Raw genomic sequence first — 17,642 nt, forward strand, 5'->3', positions numbered from 1 at the left:
GCTATTTTGGATAAGATTTTTGTCGACGAAGCTGTCAGCGAACTTCACACATTGCAGGACATGCTACGTTGGACGGTAAGCCGTTTTAACGCTGCTGGCCTATTTTATGGTCATGGTACAGACAATGCGTGGGATGAAGCCGTGCAACTGGTACTACCGACAGTTTACTTACCGTTGGATGTTCCACCGGAAGTGCGTAATTCGCGTTTAACAAGCAGTGAGCGTCATCGTATTGTTGAACGTGTTATGCGTCGAATCAATGATCGTACACCCGTTTCATACTTAACGAATGTTGCCTACTTTTGCGGTATGGAGTTCTTCGTTGATGAACGTGTATTAGTGCCACGTTCACCGATTGGTGAGCTCATTGAAAACCGTTTTGAACCATTTTTACAACAAGAACCAACTCGCATCATGGATCTGTGCACGGGCAGTGGCTGTATTGGTATTGCTTGTGCGCATATGTTCCCAGAAGCAGAAGTGGATATCGTTGATATTTCGACAGATGCACTCGCTGTTGCTGAGCAGAATATAACGGATCATGGCCTTGAGCAGCAAGTGATTCCGCTTCGTTCTGACCTTTTACGTGATATACCGAAAGATAAATACGATCTGATCGTTACTAATCCACCGTATGTTGACCAAGAAGATATGGACAACCTACCGGAAGAATTCCGTCATGAGCCAGAGCTTGGTTTAGCTGCTGGTAGTGATGGCCTGAAATTGGTTCGTCGTATTCTTGCTAACGCACCAGATTACCTTAAAGATGATGGTATTCTGATTTGTGAAGTAGGTAACTCAATGATCCACATGGAAGAGCAATATCCGCACATTCCATTTATGTGGTTAGAGTTTGCTAATGGTGGTCACGGTGTATTCATGTTAACTCGTGAACAACTAGTTGATTGTGCAGCAGATTTTGCACTTTACCGCGATTAATCAGTACTAAAACAACAGATTAAATAAAAAGCCGACATCAATATAATTGACGTCGGCTTTTTTTATCGAAATTTTGATACTGTTTTTATTTAGATTAACGAAAAAATCACGCTTTATGCTGTGCTTGTTTTTGTTTTAATGACGCCATTACAGTGGCTTGATGTTGCAGATAATCATCTAAACCAGCACGACGTAAATTACACGATGGGCAATCACCACAACCGTCACCGACAATACCGTTGTAACAGGTTAGTGTTTGCTCGCGAATGTAATCTAGTTTTCCATATTGATCAGCAAGCGCCCATGTTTCTGCTTTGTTCAGCCACATTAATGGGGTTTCGATAGTAAATTGACGATCCATACCTAACACTAATGAGTGGTTAAGCGAACGTACAAATTCATCGCGGCAATCAGGGTAGCCAGAGAAATCAGTTTCACAAACGCCAGTGATAACGGCTTCTGCACCAATTTGGTAGGCATAAATACCCGCTAAGGTTAAAAATAAAATGTTACGCCCTGGTACAAATGAATTCGGTAAACCATTAGCTTGTAATTCATGGGAGACAGGAATGCTATCGCGAGTTAATGAACTAATTGCAAGTTCACCGAGTAAGCTAACATCCATGATTTTATGAGCGGCAACCCCGAGATCTTTAGCAATATGTTCAGCAATTTCAACCTCTAGTTTGTGGCGTTGACCATAATCAAACGTAATACAGTGCACTTCATCGTAGTGCGCTAATGCTTGAATGAGACATGTGGTCGAATCTTGACCGCCACTGAAAACAACTACGGCTTTTGCCATGATGAATTATCCTTTGTGAGTGATTACCGAGAAACAGTCGGTATAACAACATGCGAATAATAATGTTATTAGCATGAAGGGGTATGCTAACTCAGCTGAAGACGATAGAAAAGTAGCTATCACAAATAGCATAGATAAAAAAAGCCGCACTAAGTCTGCGGCATAAAATAAGCATGGTACGTTATCCATATAAATCTAATTACCAGAAGTGCAGAGGACAATTAGGTTTATCTGTATTTGCCTAAAAATACAATAATAAAGGGTGTCAATAGAAAGAGGGGGTTGGCGCTGTAGCTAACCAACTCAAGGGGCTGTTCTTTATCTGTTATACCAGCCATTCACCCGTTTGTTGTAAGTGTTGTAATTGGGCAAGGTAAGCACTGATATCGCCAATATTAGCCGCGACCCATTCATCGTTATAATAGGTTTCTAAGTAGCGTTCACCGCTATCACATAATAACGTTACGATTGAACCTGTCTCACCGCGTTGTTTCATTTCAGTTGCTAATTGCAGTACGCCATAAAGGTTAGTACCTGTTGATGCACCGGCTTTACGCCCAATGATCTTTTCTAGCCAATGGACAGTTGCGACACTTGCTGCATCAGGAATTTTTCGCATTTCACTGATAACATTAGGAATGAAACTTGGTTCAACCCGTGGTCGACCAATACCTTCAATTCGGCTGCCTACTTCTAATGTGATATTGGCATCTCGTTGCATAAAATAGTCATAGAACACTGAATTTTCTGGATCAACCACGCATAATTGAGTTGGGTGCATTTGATAACGAATATAGCGACCAATCGTAGCTGATGTGCCACCCGTACCGGGGCTCATCACAATCCAAGTCGGAATGGGAAAACGCTCAAATGCCATTTGGTTAAAAATACTGTTCGCAATGTTGTTATTCCCACGCCAGTCTGTTGCACGCTCAGCGTAGGTAAATTGATCCATATAATGACCCTTTAACTCTTCGGCTAAACGGCGCGATTCATCATAAATGGCTGCTGATGAATCAACAAAATGGGCTTTACCCCCATAAAACTCAATTTGTTCAATTTTTTTAGAGGCTGTTTTTCGTGGGACAACGGCAATAAAGGGTAATCCGAGTAAACGTGCAAAGTAGGCTTCTGATACCGCAGTACTTCCTGATGATGACTCAATCACCGTCGTATCTTGGTTGATCCAACCGTTACATAAAGCATATAAGAACAATGAACGCGCTAAGCGATGTTTAAGACTGCCCGTTGGATGCGTACTTTCATCTTTTAGATAAAGATCGATACCTGCAAGGCTGGGAATATCTAATTTAATCAGATGCGTATCTGCAGAACGTTGATAGTCTGCCTCAATGGCTTTTATGGCTTGACTGATCCAAGCATTTTGCACTGATGCAGTATTTGCAGTCATATTCATTGTATTACCTCTTTGCTTAATTCGAATCCATCGAGTATTTACGTAATTAACTTCCTTGAAGCAATTGGGTATATAGTAAACAATATTATTGAAAAAATCTTTGCCTTATTTTTTGTTTAACCGGAATTTAATAGTATTTTTTTCTATTTTTATTATTATTTTTGAATTTATTTTCTATATTATTATTTTAATATAGAATTTATTTTTATTTGTATAAGTTGTGTATTCATAACTGTTACCACTTTAAGTGTAAAATCACAGGCTGTCTATTGTGAGGTTGCATAAATACAGTGGTAGGGATCAGTATTATGAGTATTTTTTTTGCCTCTTTATTGAATAAGAGGTATTTTTTAGTAAGTATTTACTCTTTTATCGTAATTTGGTGGAATGAATGGCAGTTTTAGATAGTGTTGATAGAACGTTATTACGTTTATTGCAAGATGATGCAACCATGCCACTGGCAGAACTTGCAGACGCTGTGAATTTAACAACCACCCCATGTTGGAAGCGATTAAAGCGTCTTGAGGAAGATGGTATTTTGCGCCAACGGGTAGCATTACTCGATCCCATAAAATTAGGCATCGCTTTTACTGCTTTTGTACAAATTAAAACCAGCAACCATTCTCAAGATTGGTTTAATCACTTTGTTGCGACGGTAACTGAGTATCCTGAAGTGATGGAATTTTATCGTATGGCGGGAGAGTATGACTATATGATGAAAGTGCAAGTGGCTGATATGCAAGCTTTTGATAATCTATATAAGAAGTTAGTCGCTTCGGTTGCTGACCTTACTAATGTAACGTCTACTTTTGCAATGGAACCACTAAAATACACTACAGCGTTGCCTGTTTAAGCGTATAGATAGACTAAAAATAACCCCGAGTCATTAGCAATAGTGGTTCGGGGTTATTTTTAGGTTGCCAGTTATAAATTAGCGTTGACGAATAAGTCCTTCCTGAACAGCTGTTGCCACTAATTGCCCTTGCTGATTATAAATCTCACCACGAACAATACCGCGCGAACCGCTAGCCGATGGGCTTTCAATCACATACAGTAACCACTCATCAACTTTAAAGGGACGATGAAACCACATTGAATGGTCAATAGTTGCGACTTGCATATTAGGGCTGAATAATGTCACCCCGTGAGGATGCAATGAGGTAGTTAAAAATCCCCAATCAGACGCGTAAGCCAACATATATTGGTGAACACTTAATTCATTTGGCATCTCACCGTTGGTTTTGATCCACAAATATTGCTTAGGTTCTTCAATCGCTGGTTTTAACGGATTCACGACTGTTACAGGACGAACTTCAATGGGACGAGTGTGACCAAACATTTCAACAATCTTTGGTGGTAAATATTGTGCGACCGATTCAACCAAGTCACTTTCAGACGCTAAGCCTTCGGGACCCACCACATTTGGCATTGTCGCCTGATGTTCAAAACCTTGTTCATCAGCTTGATAAGACGCGGTTAAGTAAAAAATAGGGCGACCATTTTGAATTGCTTTTACACGGCGAGTACTAAAACTTCTACCATCACGCAGCGTTTCAACATCATAGATAATCGGTTTTTCAGGATTACCAGGTAAAAGAAAGTAGCTATGAAAAGAGTGTAAATGACGATCGGGATCTACCGTTTGCTGTGATGCCGATAAAGACTGACCAATAACCTGACCACCATATACCTGTGGCAAACCTAAGTTCTCACTTTGACCGCGAAAGAGTTCACGTTCAATTTGCTCTAATTGCAGTAGAGTTAGTAGTTCATCTAATTGTTTGCTCATGGTATATCCTGAAAAATAAAAACTAGGGGAATGGTATGCTGATTTAACGCTGCTGCCAATATGCCTATGAGTGCCCTTGCCATCGATAATAACGCAGTGATATTCGCCCAGTATCAGATACGGCAACGTTTTCTGCCCTTAATGCTGCTATTTGTTTTAATAATGCATCATCTTTCAATGATATACGCCCTTGGCTATTAATCACGCGATGCCATGGTATTTTTGAGCCATCAGGTAAGGTTGCCATTAAGCGCCCCACATGACGAGCATAGCCCGAATAACCTGCAAATTTTGCAATGTCGCCATAGGTAGAAACTTGCCCAAATGGAATTTGGTAGACTTGGCTATAGATTTGATTGCAAAAGTCGTCCATATTTATAAGTAGTCGTTAAATAATATGCTTGGTAAATAATAGCGGCTCTCATTTTTTAAACAACAGGATAACGCAAGGAGGTGTTGCCATGTTGTATGCTGCTGCATTGGTTACCGTTACCTTAATTTTAACGGTGTTAGGTGTTAGTGCTCTCGGTCCAACAGCGGGAGAACTGCCTGTGTTGGCGCTTGCTATTCCTGCGCTGTGGTTATTGCCGCAAAGTGGTGTTGCAGGTTGGCTATTACTCTGTGGCTTTGGCGCTTATGGTGCGATGTTACCTGAACAACCTCTAGCATTATCCATTAGCTTATTTATGATGCTACCGATCTTGATGATTTGTACATCTGCTAAAGGCTGTTGGCAGCTTGGCGCATTAATGGTTTCGATTGTACTCTCAATGAATGTAGGGCTAATGGCATTGCAAGGTGAGGGTAAACTTGAAGGTAGTATTAGCGCCACGGTGATCCAAATTATTGCTATTGGGGTAATTTGGTATTCTGCGCGTTGTTGGCGTCCTATTGCGGGTAATACATGGTGGCCATTATTAGCCGTATTGCCACTATGGCTTGGTGGTATGGAAGCCGCGGCATTAGTTGGGTTGTGTGTTACGGGCTTAATTGCCGCGTTGCAAAGCCTTGTCAAAATGAAACATCAAGATTGGATCCCACGTTTAGCCTGTGTGTTACCTGCAATAGCGTTTACGACCTTAGTGGTGCTGCCACAGTTTAGTGTTGCTAACCCGATTTTAGTTTCATGGTTATTAATATTAGGCGGGGGATTATTAGGTGAATCGTTATTAGATGATCCTGAAGAGGAAGATGAATAGCATTGCCAACAGATAATAGTTTGAAATTGTTACTATTTGCTTTGTTTTGATTGAATAATCAGCAGTCAATCAAAAGGGTAAGATAACCGCTTGCATTATGGGCGAGGTTAATAGATAATCCTTCCCGTTCTCGAGAGAGACAAAGAATCTATGGAGGCTCCTATTGGTCCTCCCGCAACACTAACTTGTGAACTCGGCCAGATCCGGAAGGAAGCAACCGCAGCAGGCGTCGTGTGTGCCGGGATGTGGCTGGTGGGAGCTTCCACCCATCTAGCGTTTAGCAAATCCCTTTCTTATCAAATAGTTACATTCTAATTCACTCTTTACAGTGTAGTTCAATATTATTATTTTGCTCTTTTTATTACTATCAATAATAAATACTTCGTTATAATCTTCAAACTACCAAACTACCAAACTACCAAACTACCAAACTACCAAACTACCAAACTACCAAACTACCAAACTACCAAACTACCAAACTACCAAACTACCAAACTACCAAACTACCAAACTACCAAACTACTCACATATTTAGACCTGTAGGCGTATTACAAGCGTCATTTAATCTAAGCGTTATGTGGATTCAAGTGTCATGTGTTCAAGTATCATGTGATCCAAGCGTTACCTAACCACAGAACCATCAGGGAGGTTACGAACGAGATAGGGAATCTACTATTAGCGTGTTGTAGAGCTAATTGTTTTTATTGAGGATGTTATTACCTCATCCTTTAATATTCCTTTGACAGTGTTGGCGAATCTTGTTTTATATTTTCAAGTATTTTGCCATTTAGTGTATCAATACACTTAATTAATTCTTCTGTTATATAATAAAGATTTATATCAGATGGCATTAGTGTACTAAGAAGCATTTTCTTTTCTATTGGGTATTCAGTCTCTGACATTGCAATGTCTAAGCAGCAGTCTAATAATGAATTTATTTCATGCGAAATACCATCAAAAACAGCAGGATTTGGGGTGGTGATATTATCAATATTAATATAAAAGCCGACTATTTCACCATTAGACTTGATTGATTTATTTTTTAATAACTCTGGATTTTGTTTTTCTAAGTTATTCCAATTAACTAATACCCCTAATGACTTAAATAGTGTTGTAATTTGCTGCTGATATGACGATAAAGCATTTGCTACATAATAAACATCATTATCTGCTATGGTTGGTTTATACCGTAATATATTTTCATTGTTATATAGGTAGCTGTTTAAGCTGATTATTTCTAGATAAGCATTTTTTAAACCATTTAATACTCTACCAAGTAAAGGCTGGGAGTTACCTATATGATTAAAATAGTTAGGTGTGTTTGATGGGTATATTTCTTTGTAAAGAGTATTTAAATTAACTATTTCTAAGTGTTCAAAATCTAAAAAATTAATACGTTCTTTAAATTCTTTTAAGTGACTAAAATAATTAAGGTGCATGTTTTGATTAATAGTGGTTTGTATTTGCTTTGTAGATAATTCTATTTGAGTCGCAGTCTGTTTACTTCGATGTACCATTGCAACGATACCCATGATAGCGGCTGTCGCTGTTAGTATTTTTAGTGGGAATGAAAACCAACTTAACAGGTTATCAAAACACTGATACGTGTAACACTCTATAAGCTCACCATTAAATGAGCCTCTAATTTTAATAGAAAAATATACACTAATGATGACTCCCGATACACCAACACCAACAAATACCCAATCTCTAGTTAATTTAGATGAATCAAAGAAAACACAAAGACGCTTAAGAATACTTACCATTTACTTATTGCTCGTTGGTGGATAGCAATTTAGGAACTATCTGAAGTTAAGAGTGGAAGCGTTATTTTATCATTAATATTACTAGCATATGAGTGTTATTGTAGTGGTACATTAAATTGGTCACTTAGATTCAGATGTAAATTGACTTTACTTCCACATTTTTAGTAACAAAATATCAGAAATTAACGAGTTGTATATCACACAAAAACCATGTTTATTGGCGTCTTTAATGCTCAAGCGCATGATGAATAGATCACGGATAGCTCGTGCCTCTCTTTCGAGATGACGGATAATAACCTGCGTTACACTTCTGATTTTACGATGATCAATAAATTGAGTGATGTAATTAATGTTATGGATAATTATCCGTATATTATTAAATTGTGATGCTTTTATATTAGAGCTTATATAAACAGGTTCTGACGTTGAAGTGAAATTAACAGATTTTAATTGAAATATATTACAGGGAAGGATATGACGTTTTAGCGTGAAGGGCAGATAGAATAGAAGGTTTGAAAACAGTTGGCAAGATAGCACTATCAAAGCTTCTAATAGATTAAATGTATTAGAAGCTTTGCTACAGTTTAACGATGTTCGTTAAACATTAGACACTATTTTGCTAGAGATTTTTGCTAATTTTTTGGCTTTTTTCTCTTTTGTCGTTAAAGATGGTTTTTTATTACCTTTCTTGGTATCTAAAGACTTACTCATAACACTAACCTCTTGTTTTTTTGAGGTTGGTCATCTTGGCCAACGACGGATTAAAGAGCGACATTCAGTTCTTGTCGCTTTTCTCTAATATGCGCCTATCACTTAAAAATGCAATGACATTTATGCAAACAAAAAACTTACTTTTAGGGTGTTTAGAATAATTCTCATCAAGAAGGCTTATGCATTACTCGCTAAATTTGTTTTGAATATTTACTTAGTTTTAGGTGTGAAAATATCACTCCGCCAATTGTATAAAAAATGTGTTATAATGCGTGAAATTTTATTACAGCCTGAGAATAAAAGAGAGCTACAGCTGAATATTCTTCATTGGTATAATTCTAAGTTATACCGTAGTGCAATATAGATTTAAGTTGTTTACTGCTATGTATATCCATAGCATTCAATAAGTTACGTACTAATTTGAATAATATCTTCCTGTAAACGTTCGTTGTCTGATATCTATTGATTTTTGTTATATTAGCCATTGATTTCAACGACTTAGTTATCTGTCTGTATAAACTAAATTTGTATGTTCAAAATCAATAAGGTAAACCATGACAAAGTCTACAGTTAAAGATTCTAATTTATCAATCAACGCTAAGCCTAAAAGAAAAAAGCCATTAACAGTAAATCAGAGAACGGTTAGTATTCGCGAGCGTATTGAAAACATTAAAGCGCAACAAGCATGGGATAAGGAATGGGAGAATGACGAATAATATTGAGTTGATGAATAAAATTAACACGGTATTACTATTACATTCTGAATCCTTAAGCCATTGGGAACGTGACTATTTGAGTAATCTTTATCAAACGGTTATCAATCATGGCGAATTATCTGATAAACAATTAGATTTATTTGAAAAAATATTATTACGTCGAAAAATAACGAATATACAGTAATATTTAATGCTGTATTCGTCGTAAATATCAACGAAAATCATAAATTCGAATCCGTCGTTCCTTGTCGTAAGGAACGAGCGCGATTAGGCTATGACTATTGCCATGCCTTACGACTAAGAGTCAGTTTTTATTGTAACTGTTCGGCTAAATAGTCCAAAAAAGCTCTAATCTGTGGTTTTAGATATTGAGCGCTTTTATATACGGCATAAATTTCACCACTGCTATTTTCATTATGCGTGACTGTCCATTTTGGTAGTAAGATCTCTAATTCTTTACTATCAATATAAGGTGTCACCATCCAATCAGATAATAATAATACCTTTCTTTTTATCGTTTATGATTTGTTGGAAAGAGTATATTAATTATTTTTAAACGATGTAATCGATATATAAGCGTAACAGTTTTGCATAAAACGCAAAGATATAACTAAATAATAGGGTGATTCTAATTAAATATAGCTCTAAGCTCGGTAATTGGCGATCTCAATTAAATTACCGTCAGGATCACGAAAATAGATCGACATAATTTTACTCATCGCGCCTGTGCGTTCAACAGGGCCGTCAATAATAGTGATACCACATTGTTCAATATGTTGTTGGGCTTGAGCCAAATCAGTATTGGTAATAAAACATAAGTCAGCACTCCCTATGTGTACGGCTCGTGCTGTGGGCTTAAATTCAGCGCCATATTGGTGAAGGTTGATTTTTTGGTTACCAAAACGTAATCCAAATCGACTATTGGCAAAGGTTATCAGTTCCATGCCTAAAACTGTCTGGTAGAAATCAGCACTAATATTAATGTTTTTCACCGTGAGAACTAAATGGTCAAGATGGCTAATATTCATGATGTTACTCCAATCCATATTGTAATAAGAAAGCCAACCTTTATATACTTTCAATAAGTAAGGTATCGTGGTTGGCAATCTGTTTATACTGATATTATTAGAATAAGCGAAGATTAAAAGCTAACCTTTTAATCACTATTATTAGTGGCTGGTTAACAATTTTTGATTTAAGTTTGGATCATCATGAACAGCAAATTGATTGATTATTTTGGCGGTTGCTTCATTCATACCTATAAGTTCAGTGGTTGCGCCTTGTGATCTTAATTTAAGAATGATTTTATCTAATGCTGTTATGGCAGTGATATCCCAAAAATGTGCTAACGATAAATCAATTTTGACATGCTTAGCAACGTTATTAACATCAAAGAACGATGAAAAGTGATCCGCAGAAGCAAAGAATATTTGCCCATAAACATTGTAAATTTGTTCATTTTCCAGCGTTGATTTCACGACAACGCATTGGCTAACTTGATGTGCAAAGAAGACTGATGATAGTAATACGCCAATGAAGACACCAATCGCCAGATTATGTGTTGTCACAACGACGATAACCGTCGCTAACATCACGATGTTGCTTGATAGCGGATGATGTTTAATGTTTTTAATGGAATCCCATGAAAATGTACTAATGGATACCATTATCATTACAGCGACTAAAGCGGCCATCGGAATGAGTTTTAGAATATCACTTAAACATAAAATCATTATTAATAAGGCGATACCTGAAAATAGCGTGGATAAACGGCTTCGTCCTCCTGATTTAATATTGATCATCGATTGGCCTATCATGGCACAGCCTGCCATTCCACCCAGTAAACCCGTACCAATATTGGCGATGCCTTGCCCTTTACACTCTTGGTTTTTGTTACTTGTAGTTGAGGTTAAGTCATCAATAATGGTTGCTGTCATCATCGATTCGAGTAATCCAACGGCAGCAAGCGCTAAAGAATAAGGAAAGATTATTTGTAAGGTATGGAACGTAAGGGGAACATCGGGCAATAAAAAGATAGGTAGCGTATCGGGTAATTGCCCCATATCACCAACAGTGCGGACATCTAACCCAAATAATACTGCAACGATAGTTAAATAGATAATACAGACAAGAGGCGAAGGGATCAGTTTGCCGATAATGGGTATAAGCGGAAATAGGTAAATAATAGCTAAACCACTGGCTGTTAATAGATAAACAGACCAAGTTGTATGTGTTAATTCTGGAAGTTGAGCCATAAAAATAAGTATTGCTAACGCGTTAACAAATCCAGTAATAACAGGTTTAGACACAAAGCGCATTAAATTACCAAGCTTTAAATATCCGGCAATTATTTGTATTACACCTGTAAGAATAGTGACGGCCATTAAGTATTGCAGTCCGTGTTCTTTTACAAGGGTGATCATTAATAATGCCATTGCCCCAGTTGCCGCTGAGATCATGCCTGATCGTGCTCCGACAATGGCAATAATAACGGTCATTGAAAAAGAAGCATATAAACCAATTTTAGGATCAACGCCCGCAATAATGGAAAACGCGATAGCTTCTGGTATTAGGGCTAGGGCAACCACAATTCCGGCAAGGAGATCTTTCTTTATATTATATAACCAGTTGTTTTTTATGTAATCTAACATGTAATCTCTATATTTTAGACGTGTAAAAGCCACGGATAAAGTCCGCAAACATTTAGGATCAGGAAGTTTTAGCTATGGCAGGCATAGCAGAGTGACAGCAAGAGAGCTGCATTTTTAGAGTAATGAGCCGGCGCTCATTAGAGGGAGGTTAAGGCGGCGTAATCTTCAAGTTTAACTACTTTTATTTGGGAATATGATGATGAAATCATACTCGGCGTTTTAGATGTGGGTGATGCTAACATAGAAATAAATAGATAACAAAATAGTTAGTAGTCTAAACGAAATGATTGTATTCGTTTTTTTCGCTTGCTTATTTAGTATGTTGTTATTAGTTTTGTCGAATAACAATTATTGTAGTGATGGGTTAGCAAAGTACTGTTGCTCTTCGCTATTGGTTTATGTCTACTCGGATGGATCTCTATCAATGAATACCACTATTCAAACCATGCTTGGTCATCGCTCTATTCGTCAATTTACGGATGATGCTATTTCTGCTGAGCAATTAAAGACGATTATTGCAGCAGGTATTGCTGCTTCTAGTTCAAGCATGATCCAAGCAACATCGATTATTCGCATTACTGATCCTGAGAAACGCACTGCATTGGCACATCTTGCCGGTGATCAGGCTTATGTAAAACAAGCGGCTGAGTTTTTAGTGTTCTGTATTGATTATCAACGCCATTATTCTATTAGTGCTGAGATAAAACTAGAATACACAGAGTTAGCCTTAATTGGGGCGATTGATAGCGGCATCATGGCGCAAAACTGTTTATTAGCGGCTGAATCTATGGGGTTAGGTGGGGTTTATATTGGAGGATTGCGTAATAATCCCCATGAGGTTGATGCTTTATTGAATTTACCACCGTATAGCGCGGTATTATTTGGTATGTGCTTAGGTGTGCCTGCGCAAGATCCACAATCAAAACCACGCTTACCGATGGATATGATTTTGCATGAAAATGAATATCAGCCATTAAATAAACCGTTATTAGCTGAATATGATCAACAAACGATTGACTATTATCAGCAGCGTTCTAGCCATAATAAACAACAGGATTGGTCTAGCGCGGTAACGGCAACGTTATCAAAAGAATCACGCCCATTTATCGCGAGTTATTTAAACAGCAAAGGGTTAATGACAAAGTAATATTGTACTAACAAGATTGCGATGTTTAATTTAAGCCCATTGTTTTCATTATTATGATCAGGTGACGTATTAAAAACGCCATTCTGATCATGATGAAATGCCTTTCTGCTAATTGTCTTTAAAATAATAACGAATAGGTTTTGTTTTTATTGGTAGGAAAATAATTGGAATAAGTAATAAGTAACCCCACCGCAATAATAAATAGCCCACCCGTAATAGTATAAAAGGTGGGTAGTTCATCAAAAATCCCGCATCCAAAAATATAAAAATACACTTTTGAAGTAAAAGATTTGAAGTAAAAGAATAGCGTTATATGTGATTTTTTTTGTATTTTTTTGCATTTAATATTTAGCAATTAAAAGCAGAGTGGATACTGAACCTAAAAAAGAATGAATAGTTTTAGTCATAAGATTAGAACCAGCATTAGCAACTGTAATCAGTAATATCAACTTATCATTAGTAGCGAGAAGGGCAACCTTGCTATCCTAACCATTATTCCAGTAACATGGAATTATAAATAATGAATGTTGAGGTCAAAGATCAAGATCAGCTACGACGCTATGTGGCAAAACAATGGGGCGGTCAAATGACTTATCAACCAAGAATACCCCCAGAACCAATGGCTGTTGTTAAGTATCGAACTTGTCATCATTAACGCATCCTATGGCTTTAGGGGCGACATTTACACATTCATCTATTAACTCTGATATTGGTGAGGCTCCGTTAGTGTTAGTCTCGTCAGCAATGCGTCATCGTCATCGTTGGAGCATGACACATAAAATAACAACCTATGGAGTAACAATAACGCATGGCTTTTAATGGTTATCTTCAGGCTGAAAATTTACGAATAATAATAGAGATAGGTTAAGGTGAAATAATTTATGGCTATTATTTGGAAATTACGCCACTACATTAGAATGTTTGCGCGTCAATATTTAATCGCAATCGTTGCTTTACAAGTGGTTGCTTTACTTAATTTAATACCGTCGTGGTTAATCGGTCATATTGTCGATGGTATTAGTCACGGTACATTGAATCTGAGAACGTTACTGATTGATGTTGCTGGAATTATTGGCTCGGCATTGGCGATGTACGGCTTGCGTTATGTGTGGCAAAGCCGATTATATGGGGCTGCTATTGCTATAACACAGGTGCTACGACGGGATCTGTTTCATCAATTGTCTTTGTTGCCACCGTCATTCTATGCTCGTCGTAGTACTGGCGATTTGATGGCACACGCAACCAATGATCTTAATGCGGTAGAAGAATCTACGGGCATGGGCATTATGACGTTAGTCGATTCTTTTATTGCGGGCTTCACTGTTATTTTCGGAATGATATTTGTTGTTAGTGGTCAGCTAACCGCGGTTGCTTTGTTGCCTTTTCCGTTATTAATTTATTGTACGCATCGATATGGTTCGCGCTTACACCAAGCATTTGATGCAGCTCAAGCCAGTTTTTCTGATTTAAATGAAGAAGCGCGTGAAACCGTCGCTGGGGTTCGAGCTGTTCGTTCACACGGCATTCGTGCGCGCCAAGAACAGCGATTTGAACAATCGTTAGATAATACGCTTACGACAAATCTTGCTGTCGCTAAGGTGGATGCAGCGTTTGCGCCAACGGTTCAAGTTATCTATGGCTTATCTTTTGTGTTGTCATTGGCTTATGGCGCATGGTTGATTTCACAGGGCAATATAACCATTGGTTTATTTACGACCTTTACCCTTTATCTGGGGCAATTAATGGGGCCCTTTATGCAGTTTGGCTGGCAATTTAATGTGTTTCAACGTGGCAATACATCATGGTCACGCTTAGAAGCACTATTTGCAGAGCAACCGGATGTAAAAGAAGGACAACAAATATTACCCGCAGATGCTGAACCGAATTTGGATATCAATATTGCCGAATTTGTTTATCAGAATGCCAATCAATGTGCGTTGCAAGATATTCAAGTTAAAGTGCCAGCGGCTGGGTTGGTTGGCGTCACGGGTCCAACGGGGAGTGGAAAAAGTACATTGCTGCATTTAATTATGCGCCAATTTCCACTGGCAAAGCCCTCTGAAATTTATATTGGTGGCTATGGTATTGATGCACTGACGTTTGATAGCTTACGTCAACATTTAGCCTGGGTACCTCAAAAGCCGTTGTTATTTTCCGGCTCAATTGCTGAAAATATTGCTTTTGCTAAACCTAATGCAACACGTGAAGATATTATTCGTGTTGCTGAAATGGCAGCGATTAAATCTGAAATTGAAGCAATGCCACAGGGGTTTGATAGCATGCTTCGTGAAGGTGGAACTAACTTATCTGGTGGGCAACGACAACGATTAACCCTCGCACGCGCATTGCTTTCTGGTGCCAATATCTTGTTATTAGATGACCCATTTAGTGCCTTAGATATGAAAACGGAAGCGATAATTCGTAAAAATCTGAGGTTGCATTACGGACATAAAACGATGGTATTAGTGACGCAGCGTTTAGCTAATTTGATTAATGCGGATCATATTTTGGTTTTGGATCAAGGACAGATAGTCGAACGTGGAACACATGCGGAATTAATGCATCATCAAGGGTGGTATGCAAAAGTTTATCATCGCCAAACTGACTTAAGCTCAGCAGATACAGCGGAAGCACAATCTACATCGCAAGTAGAGGTGACTCATGCTTAAAACGACGGCGGTAAAAACAACGTTATTCTGGCGATTATGGGCATATTCATTGCCTCATAAAGCCCGCTTTTTGGTAGCGTTTATGCTGTTAGCTGTCTCTGTAGCAGCAGAGATGACGATTCCTTGGTTAGCGAAGATTATTGTTGATGATGTGATTGTGCCGCAACACTTTGAATGGCAGTACCTTGGTTGGCTTATTGCGGCAGTGATGGGATCTTATGTGATTGCTGCGATCTTTTCGTATTGGCAAGCGATAACATTTCGTCACAGTGCATTATTGGTTATCAATGATATACGTCGAAATTTGTTTAGCCATATATTGAATTATCCGATTCGTGTTTTTGATAAACAACCGGCGGGTGTTTTAGTGTCATATATTACTAATGACACTGAATCAATGCGCGAAATGTTTGTGTCGACCATTCCAACGATCATTCAAGGTGGATTGCGAATTAGCGCGATTTTTATTGCGATTGCAATGCTGGATTGGCGGCTGATGTTACTGAGCTTAGTGCTGATTCCAACCTTGTTATTTACGATGCATTTATATCGGAAAATCTCGATGCCAGTCTTTAATGGGGTTCGAGAGCAGATCAGCTATATCAATGGTCGATTAAATGAGTCGTTACAAGGCATGGCGTTAATTCAAGCATTTAGACAACAGGCTGCTTTTCGAAACAAGTTTGAGCAGGAAAATCAGCGATGGTTTGCGTTTCGATCTAAATCTATCGGCATTGATAGCTTAATGTTGATTCCATTAACCCGTTTAGTGTCTACATTAACCGCTGCGGGCATTGTGGCATGGTTTGCAACCGGATCGTTAACGACGGTTATTGATGTGGGTACGTTATATGCTTTCTTAAACTATATTGAACGCTTTTTTGACCCCTTTAGACAGTTATCAATGGAGTTACGAAAGTTGCAGATCGCAACGGTATCATCGAAGCGTATTTTTGAACTGTTTGATGATAAATCTGAGTCTCAATCACCGTTAACAACGAATGTTGCGATACCACAACAATGTGATATCGAATTTCGCAATGTTAACTTGAGTTATGAAGAGGGGCAGCCCGTTTTAAAAGATGTTAGTTTTGTCGCTAAAGGTGGAAAGTTCACCGCGATTGTTGGACATACTGGCAGTGGAAAAAGCTCTATTATCAATGTATTGATGCGCTTTTATCAACATCAGCAAGGGCAAGTATTGGTTGGTGGACAGCCGTTAGTGTCGATCCCTGAATCACAGTTACGCAAGATGGTTGGTTTAGTGTCTCAAGATCCAACTATTTTTAGTGGTTCGGTGCTTGATAACATTGAATTGTCACATACGATATTGAATGAAGATCGTGCGATTAATGCTGCCAAACAGGTGCGAGCGCATGATTTTATTCAGCGTTTAAAAGGCGGTTATCATCATCGGCCAAGCATTGGTGGTGGATCGTTATCGGTTGGAGAGCGCCAATTATTAGCGTTGGCAAGAGCGTTATCTCACAATCCACAGGTGTTTTTATTAGATGAGGCCACCGCTAATATTGATAGTGAAACAGAAGAAGCGGTCAAAATAGCCTTGGATAATATTCAAGATGGCAGAACTGTCATTATTGTCGCTCATCGACTGTCGACGGTTCAAAATGCAGATCAAATCTTAGTCATGAATCACGGTGAAATTGTTCAAAGTGGAACACATGATGCTTTAATTACTCAAGACGGTGATTATCGAGATCTCTATTTAGCACAGCAAGAGCAGCAGCAAAATGAACAATTAACCACAACCTTTGGACTCACATCGGCAACCCTGTCATCGACATTATAGATAAAAATCAGTGTTAAATTAAG

The 17,642-nt window shown here is 38.3% G+C and carries 18 protein-coding genes and 1 other RNA gene; 11 read left to right on the plus strand and 8 right to left on the minus strand.

What is annotated here, in order from left to right; translation table 11 throughout:
• Positions 1–6: 6 nt before the first annotated feature.
• Positions 7–939 carry a 50S ribosomal protein L3 N(5)-glutamine methyltransferase gene (gene prmB / locus GLP24_RS02690; RefSeq protein ID WP_101767232.1) on the plus strand — a complete coding sequence of 311 codons (933 nt, stop codon included), beginning with the start codon at positions 7–9 and terminating at the stop codon, positions 937–939.
• A 106-nt stretch (positions 940–1,045) separates the two neighbouring features.
• Here the strand turns inward: prmB and queC are convergent, their stop codons facing one another.
• Positions 1,046–1,744 (minus strand): 7-cyano-7-deazaguanine synthase QueC, encoded by a 699-nt coding sequence (queC, locus tag GLP24_RS02695; RefSeq protein WP_232575877.1) that lies wholly within the window; start codon positions 1,742–1,744, stop codon positions 1,046–1,048.
• 325 nt (positions 1,745–2,069) lie between these two features.
• Complete coding sequence (locus GLP24_RS02700; RefSeq protein WP_232615529.1) at positions 2,070–3,155, minus strand: PLP-dependent cysteine synthase family protein; 1,086 nt, start codon at positions 3,153–3,155, stop codon at positions 2,070–2,072.
• A gap of 397 nt (positions 3,156–3,552) precedes the next feature.
• Between GLP24_RS02700 and GLP24_RS02705 the strand changes: the two genes are divergently transcribed.
• Entirely contained in the window at positions 3,553–4,014 is a 462-nt protein-coding gene (locus tag GLP24_RS02705; protein ID WP_101767230.1) for an Lrp/AsnC family transcriptional regulator, read from the plus strand.
• Positions 4,015–4,092: 78 nt separating this feature from the next.
• Here GLP24_RS02705 and tesB read toward each other — a convergent pair whose 3' ends face one another.
• Both tesB and GLP24_RS02715 read right to left on the minus strand, forming a co-directional pair.
• On the minus strand, positions 4,093–4,950 hold the full coding sequence (gene tesB / locus GLP24_RS02710) for an acyl-CoA thioesterase II (RefSeq protein ID WP_221942739.1): 858 nt from the start codon (positions 4,948–4,950) through the stop codon (positions 4,093–4,095).
• Positions 4,951–5,014: 64 nt separating this feature from the next.
• Positions 5,015–5,323 carry an MGMT family protein gene (locus GLP24_RS02715; protein ID WP_232575876.1) on the minus strand — a complete coding sequence of 103 codons (309 nt, stop codon included), beginning with the start codon at positions 5,321–5,323 and terminating at the stop codon, positions 5,015–5,017.
• Positions 5,324–5,411: 88 nt separating this feature from the next.
• On the opposite strand from GLP24_RS02715, the gene GLP24_RS02720 reads away from it, so the two are divergent.
• Both GLP24_RS02720 and ffs read left to right on the plus strand, forming a co-directional pair.
• Complete coding sequence (locus GLP24_RS02720; RefSeq protein WP_152653916.1) at positions 5,412–6,149, plus strand: VP0952 family biofilm-associated protein; 738 nt, start codon at positions 5,412–5,414, stop codon at positions 6,147–6,149.
• Positions 6,150–6,310: 161 nt separating this feature from the next.
• An RNA gene (ffs, locus tag GLP24_RS02725) (signal recognition particle sRNA small type) lies at positions 6,311–6,407 on the plus strand.
• Positions 6,408–6,877: 470 nt separating this feature from the next.
• Here ffs and GLP24_RS02730 read toward each other — a convergent pair.
• A complete protein-coding gene (locus GLP24_RS02730) occupies positions 6,878–7,915 on the minus strand; it encodes a hypothetical protein (protein WP_232615488.1) in 1,038 nt (345 codons plus the stop codon).
• Between the two features lie 1,265 nt (positions 7,916–9,180).
• Between GLP24_RS02730 and GLP24_RS02735 the strand changes: the two genes are divergently transcribed.
• Together GLP24_RS02735 and GLP24_RS02740 are read left to right on the plus strand one after the other, a co-directional pair.
• A complete protein-coding gene (locus GLP24_RS02735) occupies positions 9,181–9,342 on the plus strand; it encodes a hypothetical protein (RefSeq protein WP_167388489.1) in 162 nt (53 codons plus the stop codon).
• Positions 9,332–9,526: a hypothetical protein gene (locus GLP24_RS02740; protein ID WP_101767224.1), complete on the plus strand. Its 195-nt coding sequence runs from the start codon at positions 9,332–9,334 to the stop codon at positions 9,524–9,526. Before GLP24_RS02735 ends, GLP24_RS02740 begins: the two co-directional genes overlap by 11 nt.
• Positions 9,527–9,653: 127 nt before the next feature.
• Here GLP24_RS02740 and GLP24_RS02745 read toward each other — a convergent pair whose 3' ends face one another.
• The 3 genes from GLP24_RS02745 to GLP24_RS02755 form a co-directional block, all read right to left on the minus strand.
• Complete coding sequence (locus GLP24_RS02745; RefSeq protein ID WP_227990257.1) at positions 9,654–9,857, minus strand: LysR substrate-binding domain-containing protein; 204 nt, start codon at positions 9,855–9,857, stop codon at positions 9,654–9,656.
• 129 nt (positions 9,858–9,986) lie between these two features.
• Entirely contained in the window at positions 9,987–10,370 is a 384-nt protein-coding gene (locus tag GLP24_RS02750; protein ID WP_232614189.1) for a VOC family protein, read from the minus strand.
• Positions 10,371–10,511: 141 nt separating this feature from the next.
• Positions 10,512–11,993 carry a SulP family inorganic anion transporter gene (locus GLP24_RS02755; RefSeq protein WP_232615489.1) on the minus strand — a complete coding sequence of 494 codons (1,482 nt, stop codon included), beginning with the start codon at positions 11,991–11,993 and terminating at the stop codon, positions 10,512–10,514.
• Positions 11,994–12,417: 424 nt separating this feature from the next.
• Here GLP24_RS02755 and nfsA point away from each other — a divergent pair, with 424 nt between their 5' ends.
• The 5 genes from nfsA to GLP24_RS02775 all read left to right on the plus strand — a co-directional run bounded on the left by nfsA (position 12,418) and on the right by GLP24_RS02775 (position 17,619).
• On the plus strand, positions 12,418–13,140 hold the full coding sequence (gene nfsA, locus GLP24_RS02760; RefSeq protein WP_232615490.1) for an oxygen-insensitive NADPH nitroreductase: 723 nt from the start codon (positions 12,418–12,420) through the stop codon (positions 13,138–13,140).
• 520 nt (positions 13,141–13,660) lie between these two features.
• Complete coding sequence (locus tag GLP24_RS19815; protein WP_268833261.1) at positions 13,661–13,795, plus strand: hypothetical protein; 135 nt, start codon at positions 13,661–13,663, stop codon at positions 13,793–13,795.
• Positions 13,783–13,959, plus strand: coding sequence for a glutamate--cysteine ligase (locus tag GLP24_RS02765; RefSeq protein ID WP_164838134.1), 177 nt, complete (start codon positions 13,783–13,785; stop codon positions 13,957–13,959). Before GLP24_RS19815 ends, GLP24_RS02765 begins: the two co-directional genes overlap by 13 nt.
• Positions 13,960–14,021: 62 nt before the next feature.
• Positions 14,022–15,809, plus strand: coding sequence for an ABC transporter ATP-binding protein (locus GLP24_RS02770; RefSeq protein WP_232615491.1), 1,788 nt, complete (start codon positions 14,022–14,024; stop codon positions 15,807–15,809).
• Positions 15,802–17,619 carry an ABC transporter ATP-binding protein gene (locus tag GLP24_RS02775; RefSeq protein WP_232576828.1) on the plus strand — a complete coding sequence of 606 codons (1,818 nt, stop codon included), beginning with the start codon at positions 15,802–15,804 and terminating at the stop codon, positions 17,617–17,619. The genes GLP24_RS02770 and GLP24_RS02775 overlap by 8 nt, the downstream gene beginning before the upstream one ends.
• Positions 17,620–17,642: the final 23 nt, after the last annotated feature.

The sequence above is a fragment of the Photobacterium carnosum genome, assembly GCF_021236965.1.
In the GTDB taxonomy this organism is placed as follows: domain Bacteria; phylum Pseudomonadota; class Gammaproteobacteria; order Enterobacterales; family Vibrionaceae; genus Photobacterium; species Photobacterium carnosum.